At 71.5% G+C, this 19,411-nt stretch carries 17 protein-coding genes; 3 read left to right on the top strand and 14 right to left on the bottom strand.

The window, feature by feature from the left end:
- Positions 1-85 precede the first annotated feature (85 nt).
- The 9 genes from FF041_RS20555 to FF041_RS20515 all read right to left on the bottom strand — a co-directional run bounded on the left by FF041_RS20555 (position 86) and on the right by FF041_RS20515 (position 12,655).
- Positions 86-1,867, bottom strand: a complete 1,782-nt coding sequence (locus tag FF041_RS20555; RefSeq protein ID WP_153524154.1) for an IucA/IucC family protein — start codon at positions 1,865-1,867, stop codon at positions 86-88.
- Positions 1,864-2,436, bottom strand: coding sequence for a GNAT family N-acetyltransferase (locus FF041_RS20550; protein WP_153486513.1), 573 nt, complete (start codon positions 2,434-2,436; stop codon positions 1,864-1,866). Before FF041_RS20550 ends, FF041_RS20555 begins: the two co-directional genes overlap by 4 nt.
- Entirely contained in the window at positions 2,433-3,674 is a 1,242-nt protein-coding gene (locus FF041_RS20545; RefSeq protein ID WP_323392337.1) for a lysine N(6)-hydroxylase/L-ornithine N(5)-oxygenase family protein, read from the bottom strand. The genes FF041_RS20550 and FF041_RS20545 overlap by 4 nt, the downstream gene beginning before the upstream one ends.
- Positions 3,675-3,735: 61 nt before the next feature.
- The gene (locus tag FF041_RS20540; protein ID WP_153524152.1) at positions 3,736-5,178 is read right to left on the bottom strand and encodes a pyridoxal phosphate-dependent decarboxylase family protein; all 1,443 of its coding nucleotides are present in this window, start codon (positions 5,176-5,178) and stop codon (positions 3,736-3,738) included.
- A gap of 645 nt (positions 5,179-5,823) precedes the next feature.
- A complete protein-coding gene (locus FF041_RS20535; protein WP_153524151.1) occupies positions 5,824-6,693 on the bottom strand; it encodes a siderophore-interacting protein in 870 nt (289 codons plus the stop codon).
- Between the two features lie 275 nt (positions 6,694-6,968).
- Positions 6,969-8,135, bottom strand: a complete 1,167-nt coding sequence (locus FF041_RS20530; protein WP_153524150.1) for an acyl-CoA dehydrogenase family protein — start codon at positions 8,133-8,135, stop codon at positions 6,969-6,971.
- Between the two features lie 5 nt (positions 8,136-8,140).
- On the bottom strand, positions 8,141-9,079 hold the full coding sequence (locus FF041_RS20525) for a hydroxymethylglutaryl-CoA lyase (protein WP_153486521.1): 939 nt from the start codon (positions 9,077-9,079) through the stop codon (positions 8,141-8,143).
- Positions 9,072-11,027, bottom strand: a complete 1,956-nt coding sequence (locus FF041_RS20520) for an ATP-binding protein (protein WP_153524149.1) — start codon at positions 11,025-11,027, stop codon at positions 9,072-9,074. Before FF041_RS20520 ends, FF041_RS20525 begins: the two co-directional genes overlap by 8 nt.
- 11 nt (positions 11,028-11,038) lie before the next feature.
- Positions 11,039-12,655 (bottom strand): carboxyl transferase domain-containing protein, encoded by a 1,617-nt coding sequence (locus FF041_RS20515; RefSeq protein WP_153524148.1) that lies wholly within the window; start codon positions 12,653-12,655, stop codon positions 11,039-11,041.
- Between the two features lie 79 nt (positions 12,656-12,734).
- Here FF041_RS20515 and FF041_RS20510 point away from each other — a divergent pair, with 79 nt between their 5' ends.
- The 3 genes from FF041_RS20510 (at position 12,735) to FF041_RS20500 (ending at position 15,263) form a co-directional block, all read left to right on the top strand.
- The gene (locus FF041_RS20510; RefSeq protein ID WP_153486526.1) at positions 12,735-13,346 is read left to right on the top strand and encodes an SACE_7040 family transcriptional regulator; all 612 of its coding nucleotides are present in this window, start codon (positions 12,735-12,737) and stop codon (positions 13,344-13,346) included.
- Positions 13,347-13,514: 168 nt separating this feature from the next.
- Positions 13,515-14,294: a phosphatase gene (locus FF041_RS20505; RefSeq protein WP_153524147.1), complete on the top strand. Its 780-nt coding sequence runs from the start codon at positions 13,515-13,517 to the stop codon at positions 14,292-14,294.
- A 132-nt stretch (positions 14,295-14,426) separates the two neighbouring features.
- A complete protein-coding gene (locus FF041_RS20500) occupies positions 14,427-15,263 on the top strand; it encodes a DUF4190 domain-containing protein (protein ID WP_228388440.1) in 837 nt (278 codons plus the stop codon).
- Positions 15,264-15,491: 228 nt separating this feature from the next.
- Here FF041_RS20500 and FF041_RS20495 read toward each other — a convergent pair whose 3' ends face one another.
- The 5 genes from FF041_RS20495 to FF041_RS20475 all read right to left on the bottom strand — a co-directional run.
- On the bottom strand, positions 15,492-16,451 hold the full coding sequence (locus FF041_RS20495) for a cation diffusion facilitator family transporter (RefSeq protein ID WP_153524146.1): 960 nt from the start codon (positions 16,449-16,451) through the stop codon (positions 15,492-15,494).
- Between the two features lie 140 nt (positions 16,452-16,591).
- Positions 16,592-17,464 carry an acyl-CoA thioesterase gene (locus FF041_RS20490; protein ID WP_153524145.1) on the bottom strand — a complete coding sequence of 291 codons (873 nt, stop codon included), beginning with the start codon at positions 17,462-17,464 and terminating at the stop codon, positions 16,592-16,594.
- Positions 17,465-17,472: 8 nt separating this feature from the next.
- A complete protein-coding gene (locus tag FF041_RS20485) occupies positions 17,473-18,630 on the bottom strand; it encodes an acyl-CoA dehydrogenase family protein (RefSeq protein ID WP_323372299.1) in 1,158 nt (385 codons plus the stop codon).
- A gap of 108 nt (positions 18,631-18,738) precedes the next feature.
- Entirely contained in the window at positions 18,739-18,945 is a 207-nt protein-coding gene (locus FF041_RS20480) for a hypothetical protein (protein ID WP_153524144.1), read from the bottom strand.
- Positions 18,921-19,411 (bottom strand): helix-turn-helix domain-containing protein (locus FF041_RS20475; RefSeq protein ID WP_194292107.1); only part of this gene is annotated, 491 nt, incomplete at its 5' end. The genes FF041_RS20475 and FF041_RS20480, both read right to left, overlap by 25 nt.

Raw genomic sequence — 19,411 nt, 5'->3', positions numbered from 1 at the left:
GGGCCACCCGGCGGGCGACCCCGACCCGCACCACCGACGGGCAGACGGGCGCGCGTGAGGGACCGTTTCACGCGCGCCCGTCCGATCAGGGGGCGAACCCGGCCAGCGGGTTCTTCAGGACGCCGACCAGCTGGAGCGCGGCCGAGGGGTCGGCGAGGTCCACCATCTGCTGGTTGTCACGGAGTTGGAGGCGGTTCAGGGCGGACAGCGCGAACTCCTCCGCGAAGAGGTCGTACCGCTCGAACCGCTCCGCGAGCTGCGGCACCGACGACTGGTAGGCGTGGACGCACTCCGCCACCGCGCCCCAGAAGGTCTCCTCGTCGAGGCGTCCCTCCGTCACCAGCTGCGCCGCCAGGAAGCGGAAGAAGCAGTCGAACACGTCCGTGAAGACGGAGAGCAGCTTCATGTCCTCGGGCACCTCCGCCCGGATCCGCTCCACGGCCGGTGGCAGCACCGCGTCCGGGTCCATGACCACGATCTCCTCGGCGATGTCCTTGAAGATCGCCCGCCGGACCGTGCCGTCCTCGCCGAGCACCAGGATCACATTCTCGCCGTGCGGCATATAGGCCAGGTCGTAGGCGTAGAAGCTGTGCAGCAGCGGGGTGAGGGAGGCCCGCAGATAGCCGCGCAGCCACTCGGCCGGGGTGAGCCCCGACTCGTCGATCAGCGCGCCCGCGAACGACCGGCCCTCGTGGTCGGCATGGACCAGCGACGCCATGGTGGCCAGCCGCTCGCCCGGCTCCAGCGAGTCCACCGGGCTCTCCCGCCACAGGGCCGCGAGCATCTTGCGGTAGGGGGAGTAGCGGTCGGTGGCCGCCTCGTACTGGCGGTGGCGGTAGCCGATGGCCGCCCGCTCGCGGATGATCGAGAAGCGGACCGAGCGGAGCACCTCGTCCTGCTCGACGATCCGGGCCAGCCAGTCGTTGATCGCCGGGGTCGCCTCCATGTACGCCGCCGACAGACCGCGCATGAAGCCCATGTTGAGCACGGACATCGCGGTCTTGACGTAGTGCTTGCGCGGTGCGCTCGTATTGAAGAACGTACGGATCGATTGCTGCGCCAGATACTCGTCGTCGCCCTCGCCCAGACAGACCAGCCGCTGCTGGGCCACCTCGGCGGCGAAGGTGACGGACAGCTTGTTCCACCACTGCCAGGGGTGGACGGGCAGCAGCAGATAGTCCGCCGGGTCCAGGCCGAGGGCCGTGAGCCGGCCGGCGAAACGGGTGCGGGTCTGTTCGCTCAGCTCCCCGGCGATCAGCGACTCGTATCCGAGGTCCGCGCCCGAGGTGAAGACGGCGTTCTCGCGGGAGGCCGCGAGCCAGATCAGCCGGATCGGGCTCGCCGCCTCCGGTGCGTACGCGTGGTACTCGTGCACCCCGAAGCCGAGCCGGCCGTTGTTGGCGACGAAGCAGGGGTGGCCCTCGGTCATCCCGGTCTCGATCGCCTGGAAGCCGGAGCGGGCGAGCTCGGCGGCGGTCACCGGCTTCTTGGCCAGCTTGTACGCCGTCCCGGAGAGCGTGGAGGAGATCTCCTCCAGATACACCGGGAGGATCCGCTCGCTCAGCCCGAGGGCCGCGCGGAGCTCGATGAAGAACTCCAGCGCGTCCAGCGGGAGCTCGGCGCCGTCGCGGTGGCGGGTGAGGGACCCGGGGTCGATCTGCCAGTGGTCCAGGGCGAACCGGCGGGCGGTGAAGCGGTACTCGGTCGCGCCGTCGTCGCTCGCCACCCGGTAGGCGTCCTCGCCCAGCGGCTCGGGGCTCAGCAGCCGCTCATGGGCGAACTCGGCCAGCGCCTTCCGTATCAGCAGCCGGACGGCGCGCTCCCAGAGCCCGGGCGTCAGATGGGCCACCGCGTCGGTGAGGGTCATCGGCTCACTCCCCGCAGCGCGGCCATCGCGTCGCTCTTCTCGAACCGCTCCCGGGTGCAGACGCCGAGATACGCGTCCTTCTCCGGCTTGTCGATCTTGTCGATGACCTCGAATCCGGCGTACTCGTTGAGCGCGTGCACGGCGTCGTTGCGTACGTCGGGCTCGACCACCACCCGGCGGGTCGCCTCGTCCGCGAACAGCTCCGTCATCACCGCGGTGATCACGGCCCGGGTGAAGCCGTGGACCGGGGTGTCGGTCGGCGCGACCAGGAAGTGCATCCCCACGTCGCCGGGCTCCGGCTCGTACAGACCCACCAGCTCCACATAGCGGGGGTCGTACCGCTCCATCAGAAAGACCGGGACCCCGTCCCGCATCCCGATGAAGGCATCGTGGTGCTCATGCGCGGCGATGGCCATGTACTCGCGCTCGATGTCCTCAAGGCGCGCGTCCTGCATCATCCAGAACACAGCCTTGGGGTGGGTGACCCAGCCGTGGACCAGCTCGGCGTCGGTGAGGGGGTCGAGCGGGCGGACGGTGAAACCCACGGGGGAGTCCGGGGCGGTGCTCATACGGCGAACTCCTGGAACGCGATGGACTTCTCGACGGTGTAGGGCTGGTATCCGAGCATCTCGCCGATGATGTAGGCGTTGCGGTACGCGCCCATGCCCAGATCGGGCGAGGTGATGGAGTGGGTGTGCACCCCGGCGTTCTGGAGGAAGATCCCGCGCCCGGTGGTGTCGATGGAGTAGTTGCGGGCCACGTCGAAGCGGCCCCGGCCGTCCCAGCGGATACGGTCCCGGACCGGCTCCAGGAACGCGGGGACGGCGTACCGGTAGCCGGTGGCCAGGATCAGGCCCTCGGTCTGGAGCTCGTACTCCTTCTCCTGCTCCTCCTGGCGCAGCGCGAGGGTGTAGACCCCGTTCTCGTACCGGGCCCCGTGCAGAGCGGAGTTGGTCAGCAGCCGGGTGGGGGCCGGGCCGCTCAGGTTCTTCTGGTAGAGCAGATCGAAGATCGCGTCGATCAGATCCCCGTCGATGCCCTTGAAGAGGCCCTTCTGCTCGGTTTCGAGGCGGTAGCGGGTCTGCTCGGGCAGCGCGTGGAAGTAGTCGATGTACTCCGGGGAGGTCATCTCCAGCGTCAGCTTGGTGTACTCCAGCGGGAAGAACCGCGGGGAGCGGGTGACCCAGTTGAGCCGGTAGCCGTGGACGTCGATCTCGGAGAGCAGGTCGTAGTAGATCTCCGCCGCGCTCTGGCCGCTGCCGACCAGGGTGATCGACTTCTTCCGCTGGAGCGCTTCCTTGCTCTGCATATAGCGGGAGTTGTGCAGCAGATCCCCGCCGAGGTCCTGGAAGGCTTCGGGGATATGGGGCGGGGTCCCGGTGCCGAGCACGATCCGGCGGGCGCGGAAGATCTCCCCGGCCGCGGTGTGGACCGCGTACAGCTCGCTCTCGTTCTCGTACGCGACCCGGGTGACCGTGGTCCCGAAGCGGATCGAGGAGAGCTTCGCGGCGGCCCAGCGGCAGTAGTCGTTGTACTCGGTCCGCAGCGGATAGAAGTTCTCGCGGATGTAGAACGAGTAGAGCCGCCCCGACTCCTTCAGATAGCTCAGGAAGGAGTACGGCGAGGTCGGATCGGCGAGGGTGACCAGGTCCGACAGGAAGGGGGTCTGGAGATGCGCCCCATCGAGGAACATCCCCGAGTGCCACTCGAAGTCCGGCTTGGACTCCAGGAAGAGGCCGTTCAGCTCGTCGACCGGCTCGGTGAGACAGGCGAGGCCGAGATTGAAGGGCCCCAGGCCGATGCCGATGAAGTCGAGGGGCGCGAGGGGTGTGAGGGACGCGTGGGGCGCGTAGGGCTCGCGGGGCTCGCTAGGCGCTGACAAGGCGGTTCTCTCCCAGGTACTGCTCGGCGTGGCCGGCGATCAGATCGAGTACGGCGGCGATGTCGGCCGTCGTCGTCTCGGGGTTGAGCAGGGTGAACTTCAGGTACTGGCGGCCCGCCGTCTTCGTCCCGGCGACCACGGCCGCACCGGAGGCGAACAGCGCCTTACGGGCGTAGAGGTTGGCCCGGTCGATGAGGGCGGGGCTGGTGACGGCCTCGGGGACATAGCGGTAGACCAGGGTGGAGAGCGTGGGCCGTACGACGACCTCGAAGCGCGGGTCGGCGTCCAGCAGCTCCCAGCCGGCGGCGGCCAGGTCGCAGACCTCGTCGAAGAGCCCGCCGATCCCGTCCGCGCCCATCACCCGCAGCGTCATCCACAGCTTGAGCGCGTCGAAGCGGCGGGTGGTCTGGAGGGATTTGTCGACCTGGTTGGGAATTCTCTCTTCGAGGGTGCGCCTGGGGTTGAGGTAGTCCGCGTGGTAGGTCGCGTGGCGCAGGGTGCCCGCGTCCCGCACCAGCAGGGCCGATGAGCTGACCGGCTGGAAGAAGGACTTGTGGTAGTCGACGGTGACCGAGTCGGCCTGCTCGACGCCGTCCAGGAGATGCCGGCGGGTGGGGGAGGCCAGCAGCCCGCAGCCGTACGCCGCGTCCACATGCATCCACGCGCCGTACCGCTGCGTCAGCCCGGCGATCTCGGGCAGGGGGTCGATGGAGCCGAAGTCGGTGGTTCCGGCGGTGGCGACGACGGCCATCGGGACCAGGCCGTCGGCGGCGCAGCTCGCCAGCTCGGCGGCGAGCAGGGGGGCGCGCATCCGCTTCTCCCGGTCCACCGGGATGGAGACGACGGCGTCGGGCCCGAGGCCGAGCAGGGTGGCCGACTTCTGGACGCTGAAGTGGCTGCACTCGGAGGCGAAGATCCGCAGCCGGGTGAGGTCGGAGGTCTTGGCCTCCTCACGGGCCAGCAGCAGCGCCTGGAGGTTGGACTGGGTGCCGCCGCTGGTGAAGACGCCGTCGGCGGCGGGGCCGAGGCCGATGCGCTCGGCTGTCCAGTCGATCAGCCGCCGCTCGATGAGGGTGCCGCCGGCGCTCTGGTCCCAGGTGTCCAGGGAGGAGTTGACGGCGGAGAGCACGGCTTCGCCGAGCACGGCGGGTATGACGACCGGGCAGTTGAGATGGCCGAGATAGCGGGGGTGGTGGAAGTAGACCGCGTCCCGCAGATAGAGCCGCTCCAGCTCGTCGAGGGCGGCGGTGGTGTCGCCGAGGGGCTGGTCGAGGTCGACGGCGGAGACGACCGGGGCGAGCTCATCGGGGGTGACTCCGGTGAACGGCCGCCGGGTCGTGGCGATTTTCTTCGCCATCCGCTCGACTCCTTGCGTCACAGCGAGCCGGTAGGCGTCTGCCGTGCCGTCATTGAGCAGATGCGAGCGCATGCAATGCCCTTCTGGATGGGGGGATCTGGTCGCCCCTCAGAGGACAGGATGAAGGGACGAGAGGGCGACGTGAAGGAAGGTTAGCCTAACCTAAGTTGTGACGCCACTCGGTCCGGGGGGTGTGGTGCGGGGCGGGGGTGCTTCGGGGCGGGGGCCGCGCCTTGTGCGGGTGCTTCGGGGCGGGGGGCCGCGCCTTGTGCGGGGGCTTCGGGGTGGGCTGGGCGGTGGTGTGCTGGGGTCCGGGGTCCGCTCCGGGGTGGTGCCGGGACTCATGATTTACGGGCGCGTTTCCAGTCCTTGTTTGATGGCGGGCCTCCTTCGCGCCACAAATCACGTTTTACGTCCCGGCACCACCCCTGCGCGGCCCCCTCCCCTGAGACCCGTCAACCCGCCCGCCGATCCCGGTAGAACCAGCCCGTCCGGCGTTTGAGGACGGACGCCGCACCTCGGGACCCCGCACACTCCGCCCCGGCAAACCCAGCCCCGTGGGGGTCCCTCTCCCGGACGAAGTCTGGGGGAGTTTGAGGCGAGGGGAGCGCAAATCCAGCCCCTCCGGCGATTGAGGAGCAGGGGTTCGGGGGCTGGCCCCCGGCGAGGGCCCGACGCCGGGCAGGGTGGCCCCCTCCCCTGAGACCCCAACCGCGCTCAGGCGGTCTCGTCCGCCGGGGGCTCCTCGCGCAGTCCGTCCTCGCTCACTCCGCGCCGCCAGTAGCCGACGAAGGTCACCCGGCGGCGGTCGATCCCGCGCTCGCCCACCAGATGGCGGCGGAGCGCCTTGAGGCTGCCGGACTCGCCCGCCAGCCAGGCGTACGCGACGCCCTCGGGGAACTCGGCGGCGGCGACCGCCTCCACCGCGGAGGGCGCCCCCTCCTCCCGTACCAGCCAGGTGATCTCCGCGTCCGCCTCGGTCGCCGGCTCCAGCCGGTCGGCCGCGTGCGGGACCTCCAGCCAGACCCGGGCCTTCGTTCCGGCGGGCAGCCATTCGAGGATCGCCGTCGCCGCGGGCAGCGCGGTCTCATCGCCCCAGATCAGCACCCACTCCGTGTCCTGCGGCGGACGGCAGCGCACCGAGCCGTTGTCGGCGTCCGTGGGGCCCAGCACCATGACCCGCTGCCCGGGGGCCGCCTGTTCGGCCCAGCGGCAGGCCGGGCCGCCGTTCTCGTGCACGGCGAAGTCGATGTCGATCTCGCTGCCGCCGTCGTCGTCCCGGCGCTGCTCGCGCACGGTGTAGGAGCGCATCACCGCCCGGACGCCGTCGGGCAGCGCGCGCCAGGCGCCGAGGGTGGCCCGGTAGCCGGCCGGGTCCACCGGGACCACCGGGGCGTCCTGGCCCGGGTGCGGGAGGAAGAGCGAGAGGGACTGGTCGCGGCCCCCGGCGTGGAAGTCCGCCAGCTCGCCGTCGTCCGGATGTCCTCGGAATGTCACCCGGACCAGGGACGGGCTGAGCCGGCGCACCGTGGCGACCCGGAGTGAGAAGAAGCGGAACGGGATGGCGGGCTCGGCCGTCGTCGTCATGGGCAGGCGACCCTCTTCTGTCGTGTGGCGCGGGTACGCGGGGCACGTGCGGAACGTGGACGGATCGCATACGGCCCCGATCGGCCGCGGGGCAGGTTTCGAGTCAGGTTAGCCTAACCTGACTAGAACTGGAGGGCGGGGATGCGGCAAGCCCTGGGGCCCGGACCGTCCCCCTGAGACGGTCCGGGCCCCGTCGGCGGCGGTCCGCGAACCCGGGGTTCGCGGATCATCGGACGGCCTGCGTGCCGTCCGGCGGAACGCCGCCGCTCGTGCTGTCAGCCCGTGAGCCCCAACTCCCGGGCGATCAGCATGCGCTGGACCTCGCTGGTGCCCTCCCCGATCTCCAGGATCTTGGAGTCGCGCCACATGCGGGCCACCGGGTACTCGTTCATGAAGCCGTATCCGCCGTGGATCTGGGTGGCCTCGCGGGCGTTGTCCACCGCCACCGTCGAGGAGTACAGCTTCGCGATCGCCGCCTCCTTCTTGAACGGCTCGCCGTGCACCAGCCGGGACGCCGCGTCCCGCCAGCCGATCCTGGCCATATGCGCCCGTGTCTCCATATCGGCAATTTTGAACTGGATCGCCTGGTTGGCACCGATGGGCCGGCCGAACGCGTGCCGCTCCCCGGCGTACTTCACCGACTCGTCGACACAGCCCTGTGCGAGGCCCGTCGCCAGCGCGGAGATGGCGATCCGGCCCTCGTCCAGGATGCGCAGGAACTGGGCGTACCCCCGGCCCTCCTCGCCGAGCAGATTCGCCAGCGGCACCCGTACGCCGTCGAAGGAGAGCTCGCGGGTGTCGGAGGCGTTCCACCCGACCTTCGAGTAGGCCGGGGCAACGGTGAATCCGGGGGTGCCGGAGGGGACGATGATCGAGGAGATCAGCGGCCGGCCCCCGGGGTCGCGGCCGGTGACCGCGGTGACCGTCACCAGGCCCGTGATGTCCGTGCCCGCGTTGGTGATGAAGCACTTGGAGCCGTTGATCACCCACTCGCCCGCCGCCTCGTCCCGTACGGCGGTGGTCCTGGTGCCGCCCGCGTCGGAGCCGCCCTCCGGCTCGGTCAGCCCGAACGCGCCGAGCGTCCCGCCGGAGCAGAGCGCGGGCAGCCACCGGCGCTTCTGCTCCTCGGTGCCGAAGCGGTGGATCGGCATCGCGCCCAGTGAGACGGCGGCCTCCAGGGTGATCGCCACCGATGAGTCGACCCGCGCCAGCTCCTCCAGCGCGATCCCGAGGGCGAGATAGTCGCCGCCCATCCCGCCGTACTCCTCCGGGAAGGGCAGCCCGAACAGGCCCATCCGGCCCATCTCGGCGACGATCTCGTACGGGAATTCATGGCGCTCGTAGAGATCGCCGATCTTCGGCGCGATCACCTCATGCGCGAACTGCTCGACGGTGCGGCGGAGTTCCTCGTGCTCAGGGGTGAGCCGGTGGTCGAGGGACATGGGGGTCACTCCTTGTGGGAGAGCGCGCGAACGGTACGGGAGGGGCTGGGGCGGCCCAGTCTCTCCGCGAGCCAGACGCTTGCGGCGGTGAGGCGGGCGAGGTCGACACCGGTGTCGATGCCGAGGCCGTCGAGCATCCACACGAGATCCTCGGTGGCGAGATTTCCGGTGGCGCTCTTCGCGTAGGGGCAGCCGCCGAGGCCGCCCGCCGATGCGTCCACGGTGGTCACCCCGTGCTCCAGCGCGGCGTAGGTATTGGCGAGCGCCTGGCCGTAGGTGTCGTGGAAGTGCACCCCGAGCACGGAGGTGGGGACGCCCTCCTCGTTCAGCTCGGCCAGCAGGGAGAGCACATGGCCGGGGGTGGCCACGCCGATGGTGTCGCCGAGCGACAGCTCGTCGCAGCCCAGCTCGCGCAGCTGCCGGGCGACCCGGACCGCCTGGTGGATGGGGACCGGGCCTTCCCAGGGGTCGCCGAAGCACATGGAGAGATAGCCCCGGACATGGATTCCGGCGGCCTTGGCACGGGCGATCACCGGCTCGAACATGGCGAGCGACTCGGCGATGGTGCGGTTGAGGTTTCTGCGGGAGAACGTCTCGGTCGCCGAGCCGAAGACGGCGATACGGCGGGCGCCGAGGGCGATGGCGCGCTCCAGACCGCGCTCGTTCGGCACGAGGACGGGGAGGGCGACCCCTCTCAGGTCCGCGAGCCGTGGATAGAGCTCTTCGGCGTCGGCGAGCTGGGGGACCCACTTCGGGTGGACGAAGGCCGTGGCCTCGACGGTGGTGAGCCCGGCGCCGGCGAGACGGCGGATGAACTCGGCCTTGACCTCGGTGGGGACGGCCGTCTTCTCGTTCTGGAGTCCGTCGCGGGGGCCCACCTCGTAGACGCGGACCCGGGGCGGCAGATCCTGCGCGGGGACCTGCATGGGCAGTCCGTCAGACATCTCCGGTCTCCTTTTCCGGGGTCACCACGGCGAGGATCTGATCCATGGCGACCGTGGCCCCGGGGACCACGTCGAGCTCGGTGACGGTCCCGGCGTGCGGGGCGGAGATGACGTGCTCCATCTTCATCGCCTCCACCACCAGCAGGCTCTGCCCGGCGGCGACGGAGTCCCCGACGGCCGCCTTGACCACGGTGACCGTCCCGGGCATGGGCGCGGCCAGGGTGTCCGCCCCGGAGCGCGCGCCGCCGCCGAGGGACGCGGCGACCGGGTCGTGGTCCTGGATGTGCCAGGAGTCTCCGTCGCAGCCGAGCCAGGACCCCGCGCGGTGGAAGGTGTGGGTGATCCCGTCGAGGGTGACGGCGACCGTGTCCTCGGTGACCGTCGCACCGGCGGGGGCCGTGGCCGTCACGGGGTCGAGCCCGGGGATCCGCAGGGGGAAGGCGAGGGGCGCGGGCGTTCCGCCGAGCCGCCAGCCGGTGGGAGCCGAGAAGGGGTCGGTCCAGCCGGCCGGGTCCGGCGCGGGCGCGAGCTGCGCCAGCCGGACAGCAGCCGCCGCCGCGTACACCGCCGCCGGCGGCCCGTCCGGGATCAGGCTCTCCGCCTCCCGCTCCACCAGCCCGGTGTCCAGCTCGCCGGAGACCACGTCCGGGTGGGCCAGCAGCCGGCGGAGAAACCCCGCGTTCGTCGGGACGCCGAGGGTGACCGTCTCCGCGAGGGCCGCGCGCAGCCTGCGCAGGGCCGTGGCGCGGTCCGGGCCATGGGCGATCACCTTGGCGAGCATCGGGTCGTAGCGGCTGGAGACCTCGGAGCCCTCGCTCAGGCCCGAGTCGGTGCGCACCCCCTCGCCTCGCGGCTCGCGCAGCGCGAGCACCGTGCCGCCCGAGGGCAGAAAGCCCCGCGCGGGGTCCTCGGCGCAGATCCGGGCCTCGACGGCATGTCCGGTGAGGGCGATGTCCTCCTGCGCGAACGGCAGCCGCTCGCCCGCGGCGACGCGCAGCTGCCACTCCACCAGGTCGAGCCCGGTGATCAGCTCGGTCACCGGATGCTCCACCTGGAGCCGGGTGTTCATCTCCATGAAGAACCAGTCGGCGGAAGGGGTACGGCCCGGGACGATGAACTCCACCGTTCCCGCGCCCACATAGCCGCAGGAGCGCGCCGCCTGGACGGCCGCCTCGCCCATCGCCGCCCGGGTCCGCTCGTCCAGCAGAATGGACGGCGCCTCCTCGATGATCTTCTGGTGTCTGCGCTGGAGCGAGCACTCGCGCTCGCCGAGATGCACCACCTGTCCATGCGCGTCGGCCAGCACCTGGATCTCGATATGCCGGGGCCGGTCGATCCACCGCTCCACCAGCAGGGTGTCATCGCCGAAGGAGGCGCGCGCCTCGCGCCGGGCCGCGGCGATCTCCTCCAGGAGCGCGGACTCCGTCCGGGTCAGCCGCATGCCCTTGCCGCCGCCGCCCGCCGACGGCTTGAACAGCACCGGCAGCCCGATCTCCCGGGCCGCCGCCGCCAGCTGATCGTCGCTCAGCCCGCTGCCCGACGATCCGGGGACCACGGGAACGCCCGCCGCCCGTACGGTCTCCTTGGCGCGGATCTTGTCGCCCATCAGCGCGATGGCGGCGGCGGGCGGGCCGATGAAGACCAGCCCGGCATCCGCGCAGGCCCGGGCGAAGGCCGCGTTCTCGGCGAGGAAGCCGTAGCCGGGGTGGACCGCCTGCGCGCCGGTGCGGGCGGCGGCCTCCAGCAGCCGGTCCACGGAGAGATAGCTCTCGGCGGGGGCCGGCGGGCCGATGCGCACCGCCGTGTCCGCCTCCCGTACATGCCGGGCCCCGGCGTCGGCGTCGGAGAAGACGGCGACCGAGCGCACCCCCATCGTCCGCAGGGTGCGGATGATCCGTACGGCGATCTCGCCGCGGTTGGCCACCAGGACCGTGTCGAACATCGACATATGCGCTCCCCTCACATCCGGAAGACGCCGAAGGCGGGTTCGGCGAGTGGTGCGCCCGCGCAGGCCGTCAGGGCGAGGCCCAGCACCTGGCGGGTCTCCAGCGGGTCGATCACACCGTCGTCCCAGAGCCGGGCCGTGGCGTAGTAGGCGCTGCCCTGCCGTTCGTACTGGCCGCGGATGGGGGTCTTGAAGGACTCCTCGTCCTCCGCGGACCACTCCTCGCCCCGGGCCTGGAGCTGATCGCGCTTGACCGTGGCCAGCACGGACGCCGCCTGCTCGCCGCCCATGACCGAGATCTTGGCGTTGGGCCACATCCACAGAAAGCGGGGGGAATAGGCCCGCCCGCACATCGAGTAGTTCCCCGCGCCGTAGGAGCCGCCGATGACGACCGTCAGTTTGGGGACCCGGGTGCAGGCGACCGCCGTGACCATCTTCGCCCCGTGCTTGGCGATGCCGCCCGCCTCGTAGTCCTTGCCGACCATGAAGCCGGAGATGTTCTGGAGGAAGAGCAGCGGGACGCCCCGCTGGTCGCAGAGCTCGATGAAGTGCGCGCCCTTCTGTGCGGACTCGGAGAACAGGATGCCGTTGTTGGCGACGACGCCGACGGGGTGGCCGTGGATCCGGGCGAAGCCGGTGACCAGGGTCTGTCCGAACTCCGCCTTGAACTCGGCGAACCGGGAGCCGTCGACGATCCGCGCGATCACCTCCCGTACGTCATAGGGGGTGCGGGAGTCCGCCGGGACCACGCCGTACAGACCCGCGGGGTCCGCCTTGGGCTCCTCGGCGGGCTCGACCGCCCAGGGCAGCGGCCCGCGCGGAGGAAGGGTGGCCACGATGTTCCGGACGATCCGCAGGGCGTGGGCGTCGTCCTCGGCGAGATGGTCGGTGACCCCGGAGACCCGGGAGTGGACCTCGCCGCCGCCGAGCTCCTCGGCGGTCACCACCTCGCCGGTCGCGGCCTTCACCAGGGGCGGGCCGCCCAGGAAGATCGTGCCCTGGTTCCGTACGATCACGGCCTCGTCGCTCATCGCCGGGACATAGGCCCCGCCCGCGGTGCAGGAGCCGAGGACGGCCGCGATCTGCGGGATTCCCGCGCCGGACATCCGGGCCTGGTTGTAGAAGATCCGGCCGAAGTGGTCACGGTCGGGGAAGACCTCGTCCTGCATCGGCAGGAAAGCGCCGCCGGAGTCCACCAGATAGACGCACGGCAGCCGGTTCTCCAGGGCGATCTCCTGGGCGCGCAGATGCTTCTTGACCGTCATCGGGTAGTACGTGCCGCCCTTGACGGTGGCGTCATTGGCCACGATCACGGCCTCGCGCCCGCTGATCCGGCCGATGCCCGCGATCACCCCGGCGGCCGGGGCCTGGTCCTCGTACATCCCATGGGCGGCGAGGGGGGCCAGCTCCAGAAAGGGGGAGCCCGGATCGAGCAGGGTGTCGACCCGGTCGCGCGGGAGCAGCTTGCCGCGGGCGGTATGGCGGGCGCGGGCCTTCTCGCCGCCGCCGAGCGCCGCCCGCGCGAGCTTGTCGCGCAGGGCGTCGGCCAGCTCGCGATGGGCCGCCTCATTGGCCTGCCAGGCCGCCGACGACGGGTCTGCCGTACTGGTGAGCACGGGTGCCTGCTGCATCGTCCCACTCCTGTTAATGAGCGTTAACGCGTGCTCTCAGGTTAACGACCGCTAACAGGCTTGTCTAGAATCAGGTTCCATGAGCACCAGGACGGATGCGCCCACGCGCCGCGAGCAGATCCTCAAAGAGGCTGCCCGGCTCTTCGCTGAGCGCGGCTTCCACGGCGTCGGCGTGGACGAGATAGGGGCCGCCGTCGGAATCAGCGGCCCGGGCCTCTACCGCCACTTCGCGGGCAAGGACGCCATGCTGGCGGAGCTGCTCGTGGGCATCAGCGAGCGGCTGCTGAGCGGCGGCCGGCTGCGGGCCGAGGAGTCGCCCGCCGACCCCGAGGCGCTGCTCGCCTCGCTGATCGACAGCCATATCGACTTCGCGCTCGACGACCGCCCGCTGATCACCCTGCACGACCGTGAGCTGGACCGGCTCCGGGAGAGCGACCGCAAGCAGGTGCGCCGGCTCCAGCGGCACTATGTCGAGCTGTGGGTGACGGCCGTCCGCGCGCTGCATCCGCGGGTGCCCGAGTCCGAGGCGAGGGCCGCCGTGCACGCGGTCTTCGGCCTGCTGAACTCCACGCCGCGGCTGGCGGACCGGGACGACGGCCCGGCGGCCCGTACGGCGACCGAGTCCCTGCTGCGCCGACTGGCGCACGGGGCCTTCGCCGCCCTCTCGCCGCCCTCCGAGGACGGTGTCTGATCGCTGAGCCGGGGGCGGCGTCTTTCTTGCCAGGGCCCGGGGCGGTGCCTCTCGCCAGGACCCTGAGGGCGTGACCTCTCGCCGCCGTCCTGAGGGCGGCACGCCCGGCTCAGGACCGGCCCGGCGGCCGATCGGGTGCGTACCGGCCGGCGGCGGCAGAATGGGGGCATGCCGATACCGAGCCGTGCCGCCCTCGTCGACCACCTCGTCCGCACACGTATCGCCGGGAACGTCGCCACCCCACGCGACAACAACCTCTCCCACTACCGCAAGCTCGCCAACGGGGACCGCCACTACTGGCTCGGCCTGGAGCTGGGGGAGCGCTGGCGCGATGAGCAGGACGTGCTGGCCGTGATGGCCGAACGGTGCGGCGTCGGCGACGACCCCGGCCACCGTGAGGGGCAGGACACCATCGACCCCGAGCTGACCGTCGACGCCCTGGACCGGCTCGCGGCCCGGCTGCGCAAGGCCGCCGCCGGACGGGAGCGGGTGCTCTTCGCCACCGGCCACCCCGGCGGGCTGCTCGACGTCCACCGCCAGACCGCCGACGCCCTGCGCGCGGCGGGCTGCGAGATCGTCCGCATCCCGGGCGGGCTGATGGCGGAGGAGGGCATGGTCTTCCAGTTCGCCGGCGTCGCCGTGCTGGAGCGGGGCGCGACGCTCTGGCACACCCACTCCCCGGCCCCGATGGCCGCGATCCTCGACGGCCTGGAGCACATCGGCGAACCCCAGCCGGATCTGGTGGTGGCGGACCACGGCTGGGCGGGCTGCGCCGGCCAGCGGGGGCTCGACGCGGTGGGGTACGCGGACTCCAACGACCCGGCGCTCTTCATCGGGGAGGCGGAGGGAACGCTCCAGGTGACGGTGCCGCTGGACGACCATGTGACCGATCCGCGCTTCTACGATCCGATGACGGAGTATCTGCTGGACGCGGCCGGGCTCTGCTGATGTCGGGGCCGGGTTCCGCCCCGGCCCAGCAGTTCCCGCGGTCCCGGGGCGGATATCACGGCGTGGTCTGCGATGTCCGGTGCATGCCTTGTTAGGGTGATCCGCTATTTGTCCCCTTGTGAAGGACCGCTCATGAGCATGCCTCCGTCCCCCTACCCCGCCGGACCGCCCATGTGGGCCCCGGAGCCCCCGCCGCCCCGCAACGGTCTGGGCATCAGCGCTCTGGTTCTCGGCATCGTGGGCGTGGTCTTCGGGTTCATCCCGTTTCTGTTCTGGATCACCGGCATTCTCGGCGTACTCGCCCTGATCTTCGGCCTCATAGGCCGCGGCCGGGCCGGCAAGGGCCTGGCCACCAACCGGGGAGTGGCGCTCTCCGGGGCCATCCTGGGCGGTCTGGCCACCGCCATGGCGATCGGCGGGCTGATCCTCACGATCTGGTTCGTCAACGACGTCGCCGAGAAGGTCGAGGAGAACAGCCGCGGGTACGAGGTCCCGGCCGTGACCGACGAGGAGTCGAAGGCCGCGGGGGACGAGGAGCAGGCGGCCGAGGAGGCGGCGGAGGAAGAGGCCGACAAGCCGCTGGCCTTCGGCGAGACGCGGAAGTACGCGGACGGCGTGAAGCTCACCGTCGGCAAGCCCGCCCCCTTCACCCCCGGCGAGTTCGCCGTGGGGCATGAGAAAGGCAATGTCGCCGTTCAGCTGAAGATCACCATCGTCAACGACGGCAAGAAGACGATCGACATCGGCCTCGCCGTGCCGACCGTGCGGGACGGCAAGGGCAAGTCCGCCGAGAGCGTCTTCGACGGCGAGAGCGCGACGGACATGTTCTCCGGCAAGCTGCTGCCGGGCAAGCAGGCGGTCGCCGACTACACCTTCTCGCTCTCGCCCGCCGGGGCGAAGGAGCTCCAGATGGAGCTCTCCCCGGGGCTGGACTACGAAGAGGCCATCTGGGTGGGCCCGGTCAAGTAACCCGGTGCCTGGTGCCCAGTAACCGGTGCCCCGTGTACGCCGGGCGGGCGCGACCCCGCGCGCCCGCCCGGCGGATTCCCGGGTATGAGCCTGGCCGGCTCCTCTCCCGACGGCTTCCTGGGCGCGAGCCCGGTCGGCTCCCCGCCCGGCGGATTCCCTGGGCGCGAGCCCGGTCCGGCGGCTTCCCGCCCGGTGGACCCCCCGGGCGCGAGCCCGGTCTCACCGGTCCTATGGCTCCCCGCCCGCCGCGACCTCCCGGCCCAGCCCCGGCGTCGGGTCCAGATAGACCCGCCGGATCGCCGGAAAGACCTCCCTGAGCTGCTCCTCCGCCTCCTCGCACGCCCACTCCACCTGCGCGGCGGTCGAGGCGTCCCGGAAGTCGACCTTCGCGGCGATCAGGATCTCCTGCGGCCCCTGGATGAGGGTGGTCAGCTCCAGTACGGCCACGATGTGCGGCACCGTCAGGATCTCCTCCCGGACCGCGTCCCGCAGCGGCGCGGGCAGCGGACGGCCGATGAGAAGCCGCGCGTTGCTGTGGCCCAGCACCCAGGCCACGTACACCAGCAGCAGACCGATGAGGATCGACGCGATCCCGTCCCAGATCCCGGACCCCGTGAGCTGCCCGCCCAGCAGCCCGCCCGCCGCCAGCAGCAGCCCCACCAGCGCCGCCGAGTCCTCCATGACCACCGCTTTGACGGCCGTGTCCGGGGTGACGCGCAGATAGCGCCCGGCGGGCACGCCGATCCTCGCCGCCTCGGCGCGCACCTGGCGCGCGCCCGTCCGCAGCGAGTAGCCCTCCAGGACGAAGGCGACGCCGAGCACGATGTACGAGACCAGGGGGTCGCCCGGCTCCTCGCCGTGGGTGAGGGTGTGGACGCCGTCGTACACGGCGAAGACCGCGCCGCCGACGAAGGTCGCGACGGCCGCCAGCAGCGCCCAGACATACCGCTCGGGGCCGTAGCCGAGCGGATGCTCCTCGTCGGCCGGGCGGGCGCCGCGTCTGAGCGCGGTGAGCAGCATCAGCTCGGTGACGGTGTCGGCGACGGAGTGGGCCGCCTCCGACAGCATCGCGCTGGAGCCGCTGAGCACGCCCGCGACGGCCTTCGCCACGGCGATCCCCAGATTGGCGACGGCGGCGACGACCACCGTGAAGACGCTCTCGCTCGGCGGGATGTCCGTTTCGCTCATACGGCGGACGGTATGCGCACGGCCCCGCGGAACGGCCGCGCCACGCGTGTACGGGCGCGAGGCGTACGGAGCCCGGGGCGTCGGCGGAGATGACGGCCGCGCCACGCGTGTACGGGCGGGCGAGCCACCGCGCTCAGCGCTCAGCGCGGGACCCTGATCACGCCCTCCTGGATCACCGTCATCGCCAGCCGCCCGTCCCGGGTGTGGATCCGCGCCTGGCCCAGCCCCCGCCCCCCGGACGCGGACGGCGACTCCTGGTCGTACAGCAGCCATTCGTCCGCGCGGAAGGGCCGGTGGAACCACATGGCGTGGTCCAGCGAGGCGCCGACGACATCGCCCACCGCCCAGCCGCCCCGGCCGTGCGCCAGCAGCACCGAGTCCAGCAGGGTCATGTCCGAGACATAGGCGGCCAGACAGGCATGGAGCAGCGGATCGTCCGAGAGCTCGCCGCCCGCGCGGAACCAGACCTGGGAGCGGGGCTCGCGCGGCTCGCCGACGCTGCCGTACGGCGGGGGCTGGACATAGCGCAGATCGACCGCCGCACGGGCTTCGAGCAGCCGGTCGACCGCGCCGGGGTCAGCGAAGCGGTCCGCGTACGACGGAAGGATCTCCGCCGCAGTCGGCAGCGACTCGGGATCGGGCGCGTCCGGCATCGGCGACTGGTGCTCCAGGCCCTCCTCATGGCACTGGAACGACGCGGTCAGCTGGAACACCGGTCTGCCGTGCTGGACCGCCGTCACCTGCCGGGTGGTGAAGGAGCGGCCGTCGCGGACGCGGTCGACCGTGTAGACGATCGGCACGCCGGGGTCGCCCTGTCGCAGGAAGTACGCGTGCAGGGAGTGCGCCGTGCGGTCGTCCGGGACGGTGCGGCCAGCGGCGGCCAGGGCCTGGGCCGCGACCTGGCCGCCGAACACCCTCGGCACCGCCGCCGAACGCGACCGGCCCCGGAAGATGTCCCGCTCGATCCGCTCCACATCGAGCAGATCGAGCAGGCCGTCGAGTGGCGAGCCCATGAACGCGGCTACAGACCCATGGACTTGGCGATGATCGACTTCATGACCTCGCTGGTCCCGCCGTAGATCCGGTTGACCCGGTTGTCCGCGTACAGGCGGGCGATCGGGTACTCGTTCATATAGCCGTAGCCGCCGTGCAGCTGAAGGCACTTGTCGATGACGCGGTGCGCCACCTCGGTGCAGAACAGCTTCGCCGAGGCCGCCTCCGCCGCGGAGAGCTCGCCCGCGTCATGGGCCTCCAGCGCCCGGTCCACGACCGCCTCGGCGGCGTCGACCTCCGCCTTGCAGGCGGCGAGTTCGAACTTGGTGTTCTGGAACGAGGCGACCGGCTTGCCGAAGACCATGCGCTCCTGGACATAGTCCTGGGTGAACCGGATGGCGGCCTTGGCCTGGGCATAGGCCCCCACCGCGATCGCCAGCCGCTCCTGGGGCAGGTTCTGGCCGAGATAGGCGAAGCCCTTGTTCTCCTCGCCGAGCAGATCCCCGGCGGGGACCTTGACGTCGGAGAAGGAGAGCTCGGCGGTGTCGGAGGTCTTCAGGCCCAGCTTGTCGAGCTTGCGGCCGACCGCGTAGCCGTCGAGACCGGTGTCCACCACGAAGAGGGAGATGCCGTGGCGGCGGTCCTCGGCGGTGGGGGCGGCGGTGCGGGCGCACACGATCACCCGGTCCGCGTGGACGCCGCCGGTGATGAAGGTCTTCGCGCCGTTGAGCACATAGTGGGTGCCGTCGTCGGAGAGCTTCGCGGTGGTCCGCATGCCCGCGAGGTCCGAGCCGGTGCCGGGCTCGGTCATGGCGATGGCGTACATGGCCGCGCCGGAGACGAAGTCGGGGAGCCAGCGCTTCTTCTGCTCATCGGTGGCGTAGCTCATCAGATATGGCAGACAGAGCGCGACATGGACGCCGGAGCCGCCGAAGGAGACGCCCGCGCGGGTGGTCTCCTCGGTGAGGATCGCCTGGTACTTGAAGGACTCCTCGCCCGCGCCGCCGTACTCCTCCGGCACCTCGATGCCGAAGACGCCCAGCTCGCCGAGTTTGTAGTAGAACTCGCGGGGCACCTGGCCGGCCGCGTACCACTCGTCGTACACGGGGACGACCTCGGCCTCGACGAAGGCGCGGACGGTGTCCCGGAACGCCTCGTGGTCCTCGTTGTAAACGCTGCGGCGCACGAACGCCTCCCTTGGAGTCCTGGGCACAGGTGACTGGCTAAGCGCTTGCTCAGGGCAAGTTACCGGCTAGTTAAAGGGGCTGTCCAGGCCGGGGGGAAGATGCGTAGGTCACAGGGCCGGGGCGGCGAACGGCGCGTCGCCGGTGCGGGGTTCGCCGCCGTGATCCGGTGCGGGGCGCCGTCGTCCCGTACGGATGGGGCGTACGGGTGGGGTGCCGTCGTCCCGTACGCGCGGGGCTCGGATGCCGTCCCGTACGCGCAGGGCTCGGATCGTGTCCCGTACGCCCGCGCTCAGATCCGGCGCAGGGCGAACCACAGCTCCATCCGTACATCCGGGTCGTCGAGGTCCTCCCCCAGCAGCGCCGCGCAGCGCGCGATCCGCTGCCGGACCGTGTTGCGGTGCACGCCCAGCGCCGTCGCCGTACGGTCCCAGCCGCCGTGGAGCGAGAGCCAGCAGCGCAGGGTCTCGACCAGCGCCGGGGCCTTTGCGAGCGGCGCCAGCAGCAGCCGGGCCTGTGCGGCGGCCTCCCCGGGCGGCAGCAGCGCGGACAGCGCGGCCCCCCGGTGCCGGACCAGCTCCGCGCCGGTCGCCACGGCGCGCTGAAGAGCCCGCGCCGCCTGGGTGTCGGCCGCCGCGAGCTGCTCCGGGCCCACCGGTTCGCTGACCCCGAGCACCCACCCCGGCCGCGCCGCCACCCGGGGTCCGGCGCTCTGCCCGCCGCCGTTCCCGTTGCCGCCGTCCCCGCCGTCGCCGGGGAGCAGGACGCGTACGGTGCCGTCCT

Source organism: Streptomyces jumonjinensis (assembly GCF_009600885.1).
Lineage (GTDB): Bacteria > Actinomycetota > Actinomycetes > Streptomycetales > Streptomycetaceae > Streptomyces > Streptomyces jumonjinensis.
This window is presented reverse-complemented; position numbering and strand designations above follow the sequence as displayed.